The organism is Streptomyces poriferorum, from assembly GCF_019399235.1.
Classification (GTDB): Bacteria; Actinomycetota; Actinomycetes; order Streptomycetales; family Streptomycetaceae; genus Streptomyces; species Streptomyces poriferorum.
Genome location: NZ_JAELVH010000441.1, coordinates 1 through 4,013, shown reverse-complemented (window position 1 = coordinate 4,013; position 4,013 = coordinate 1). Strand labels below are relative to the sequence as shown.

2 protein-coding genes are annotated in these 4,013 nt (G+C 72.3%); both read right to left on the bottom strand.

Annotated features, from left to right (window positions below; all coding sequences use genetic code 11):
* On the bottom strand, positions 1 to 467 hold a 467-nt coding region (locus tag JGS39_RS37905; RefSeq protein WP_219574317.1), incomplete at its 3' end, for a beta-ketoacyl synthase N-terminal-like domain-containing protein.
* Between the two features lie 7 nt (positions 468 to 474).
* Positions 475 to 4,008, bottom strand: coding sequence for a type I polyketide synthase (locus JGS39_RS37900; protein WP_308120954.1), 3,534 nt, complete (start codon positions 4,006 to 4,008; stop codon positions 475 to 477).
* Positions 4,009 to 4,013 lie beyond the last annotated feature (5 nt).

The following is a 4,013-nucleotide window of genomic DNA, read 5'->3' as shown; positions in this document are numbered from 1 at the left end:
CCGGCGAAGACGCCGGTCCGGCTGCCCTTCAGGGAGAGGGGATCAATGCCCGCGCTCTCCACCGCCTCCCACGACGCCTCCAGCAACAACCGCTGCTGCGGATCCATCCCCAACGCCTCACGCGGCGAGATACCGAACACCCCGGCATCGAAATCAGCCGCGTCGTACAGAAACCCACCCTCACGCGTCACCGTACGATTCGGCTTCCCCGGCTCCGGATCGTAGAGCCCCTCCACATCCCACCCACGATCCACCGGAAAACCCGACACACCGTCCCGGCCCTCCACCACCAGATCCCACAACTCGGCCGGAGAACCCACCCCACCCGGATAACGGCACGCCATACCCACGATCGCAATCGGCTCGGTGGCGTCTCCGGTGAGGCGGTCGTTGGCCGACCGCAGGCGTTCGTTCTCGACCATGGTCGAGCGGAGGGCTGCAACCAGCTGCTCTACAGATGCTTCCATGATGTCCTCAGCCCTCGCTCGGGTTCCGGGTCGGGTCGGCGGACGCGAGCGCGGCGCGCACCAGGTCGTCGACGTCCATGGTCCTGATCGCTTCGCCGGCCGCCACGGCCACGTCGTGCGGGGCGTTCGTGCCGGATTGGGTGGCGGGTGCGGGTGCCGCGGGTCGTGCGGCGAGTTTCAGCAGTGCGTCCAGCAGGCCGGACTCGCGGAGCGCGTCGACCGGGATGTCCGCGAGGGTCTGCCGGATGGAGGCGTCGGTCTCCGCGGTCACGGGCCCGCCCGGTGCAGAGGCGACGGGTGTGTCCGGTGTGTTCTCGTCGACGTCCGAAGGGAGTTCGTCGAGGAGGAAGTCGGCCAGCACCGTCGGACTGGGGTAGTCGAACATGAGTGTCGCCGGGAGTCGGAGTCCGGTGGCCTTCTGGAGCCGGTTACGGAGATCGATCGCCGCGAGCGAGTCGAGGCCGAGCTCGGTGAAGCCCTTGGAGACGTCGATGGTGGCCGGGACGCTGTGGCTGACTCCGGCGACCTGTTCGCGTACGACGTCGAGTACCGTGCGGCGGCGTTCGGCCGCCTTCATGCCGGACAGCCGCTGTTCCAGGGTGAGTTCGGCCGCCTGCGTGACCGTCGCGGTGACGGCGGGTGCCCGGACCTCCTTGCGGGCAGTGGGCCTTTCCGGTGCGCCGAGCACGTCCTTCAGCAGGTACGGCGGTTCGGCCGGGGCGTGCTGGTCGCGCTCCACCCGGATCGGCACGAGGACCGGCCGGTCGAGTTCCAGGGCCTCGTCGAGCAGGGCCAGGCCCTCGGCCGTCGGCAGGGCGGGCATGCCCATGATGCGCATGCGCCGCAGGTCGGCGTGGGTCACGCCGCCCCCGAGGCCGGTTCTGGTCTCCCAGAGGCCGAACGCGAGGGACGTGCCGGGAAGCCCGGCCGCGCGCCGGTGTGCGGAGAGGGCGTCCAGGAAGCGGTTGGCGGCGGCGTAGTTGGCCTGACCGACTCCGACGACCAGGCCGGCGCAGGAGGAGAAGAGGATGAAGGCCTTCAGATCCAGGCCGCGTGTCGCCTCGTGCAGATTCCAGGCCGCGTCCACCTTGGGGCGCATGACCGTGTCGACCTGTGCCGGGGTGAGGGCGGCGAGCAGCGCGTTGTCCATGACAGCGGCCGCGTGGACCACCGCCGTCAGCGGGTGTTCTGCGGGTACCGCGCTCAGCAGTTCGTCGACGGCCGCGCGGTCGGACGTGTCGCAGGCCGCGAGGGTGACGCGGGCGCCGAGTCCGTGCAGTACGTCGCGGAGTTCGGTGGCGCCCGGCGCGTCCTGGCCGCGTCGTCCGGCGAGCAGGAGATGGCGTACGCCGTGCCGTTCCACCAGGTGGCGGGCGACGACGGCGCCGAGGCCGCTGGTTCCTCCGGTGATCAGTACGGTTCCCTCGGCGTCCCAGGGCAGGGGCGTGGTGGGTGCCGCCGCTGTCACCCGGGCCAGGCGGGGCACCCGTACTTCGGCGCCGCGCAGGATCGCTTCGGGTTCTCCGGACGCGGCCACGGCGGCCAGCGACTCGCGCGCCGTGTCGCTGCCGTCGGAGTCGACGAGGACGAACCGGCCGGGGTACTCCTCCTGGGCGGAGCGCAGCAGCCCCCACACCGGTGCCTGAACCAGGTCCACGCCGTCGGCGTCGGCCTCCTGGAGCGGCAGGGCGTCACGGGTGACCACCATGAGGCGGGACCGGGCGTACCGCTCGTCCGCCAGCCAGGACTGGAGCGTGGCGAGGATCTGGCCGGTGACGGAGCGGACGGCCGCCGGAATGTCCTCGTGATCCGTGGCGCGGGGTACGGGCAGGACGACGACGTCGGGCAGCGGGGCGCCGTCGGTCAGTGCGGCGCCGAGGCCGGAGAGGTCCCGGTACGCCGTGCCGGGCCAGGCCGCGGCAGTGCCGTCGGGGCCGGTGCCGAGCACCGCCCAGCGGTCGGTGGCCGCGGCGACGGATGCGCCGAGGGGCAGTTGCTGGGTGACCAGTTGGAACACGGTCTCGTGCTCGCCGCCGCCTCCCGCGGCTGCGGCCGCGTTGACCTTGGCCGCCGTGACGGGACGGACCACCAGGGAGTCGATGGTGGCGACCGGGGTGCCGGTGGGGTCGGTGAGTTCGAGACGCACCGCGTCGGACCCCTGTGACCGGTGGGATTCGACGGCGGTGATGCGCACTCTCAGCCGCGAGGAGCCTGCGGCGTGCAGGGTGACTCCGGACCAGGCGAACGGCAGTTGGGTGCCGCCGACGTCCTGGGGGCGGCGTCCGTCCATGAAGTCGGTGGCGCTCAGCGCCGCGTCGAGGATGGAGGGGTGGAGCCGGAAGTCCTTGCCGACGTCCAGGGAGTCCTCCGGCAGTGACACCTCCGCGAACGTCTCACGGCCCCGGGACCAGATGCCGCGCAGGCCCCGGAACATGGGGCCGTAGCCGTATCCCTGGCCGGTGAGGTAGTCGTACACACCGGAGATGTCGACCTCGGTCGCGCCCGTAGGCGGCCAGTCGGCCGGGGCGGGGGCGAAGGCTCCGGCGGGCGGGGCCTGTCCGCTTCCCGGGGCGAGTACGCCGCTGGCGTGCTTGCTCCAGGCCGCGCCCGCCGGAGCGTCGTCGGCACGGGAGTAGACAGCGAGTGAGCAGCGCCCGCCCGCGTCGGGTGCGTCGACGACGACCTGGACGGCGAGTCCGCCGTGGGGCGGGAGCGGCATCAGTGCCTCGATGGTGAGTTCCTCCACCACCTCGCAGCCGACTTCCTCACCGGCCCGGATGGCCAGTTCGATGTATCCGGTGCCGGGGAGCAGCACGGTCCCGAGAACGTCGTGGTCGGCGAGCCAGGGGTGGGTGCGGACGGAGAGCCGCCCGGTGAGCACCACACCGCCGGCCTCCGGGGAGGCGACCACGGCGCTGAGCAGCGGGTGCTCGGCGGCGGTCTGGCCGAGGCCGGTCACGTCGCCGCCGACGGGGTCGGGGGCGTCGAGCCAGTACGTGGTCCGGTCGAAGGCGTACGTGGGCAGCTCGACCTTGCGGCCGCCGCGGCCGTCGAGGACGTCGGCCCAGCTGATGACGGGGCCGGCGACGTGCAGCCGGGCGAGGGCGGTGAGCAGGGTGGGGACCTCGGGCCGGCCCTTGCGCAGGACGGGCACGGTGAGGGTGCCGGGCGAGTCGGGTGCGGTGGCCTCGGCGAGTGCGGTGAGCACCGCGTCGGGTCCGAGTTCCACGAAGCGGGTGACGCCCTGGTCCGAGAGGTGGGCGATACCGTCGGCGAACCGGACGGCCTCGCGCACATGACGTACCCAGTACTCGGGCGAGGTCAGCTGCTCCGCGGTCGCCTCGGTTCCGGTCACGTGGGACACGACGCGTATCGAGGGTGCGGCGTACGAGAGTGTCTCGGCGACCTCGCGGAAGGCGTCGAGCATGGGTTCCATGAGCGGTGAGTGGAAAGCGTGCGACACGGCCAGACGCTTCGTCCGGCGCCCCAGCCCCGCGAAGTGCTCCGCGACCGCGAGCGTCTCCTCCTCCGACCCCGACACCACCA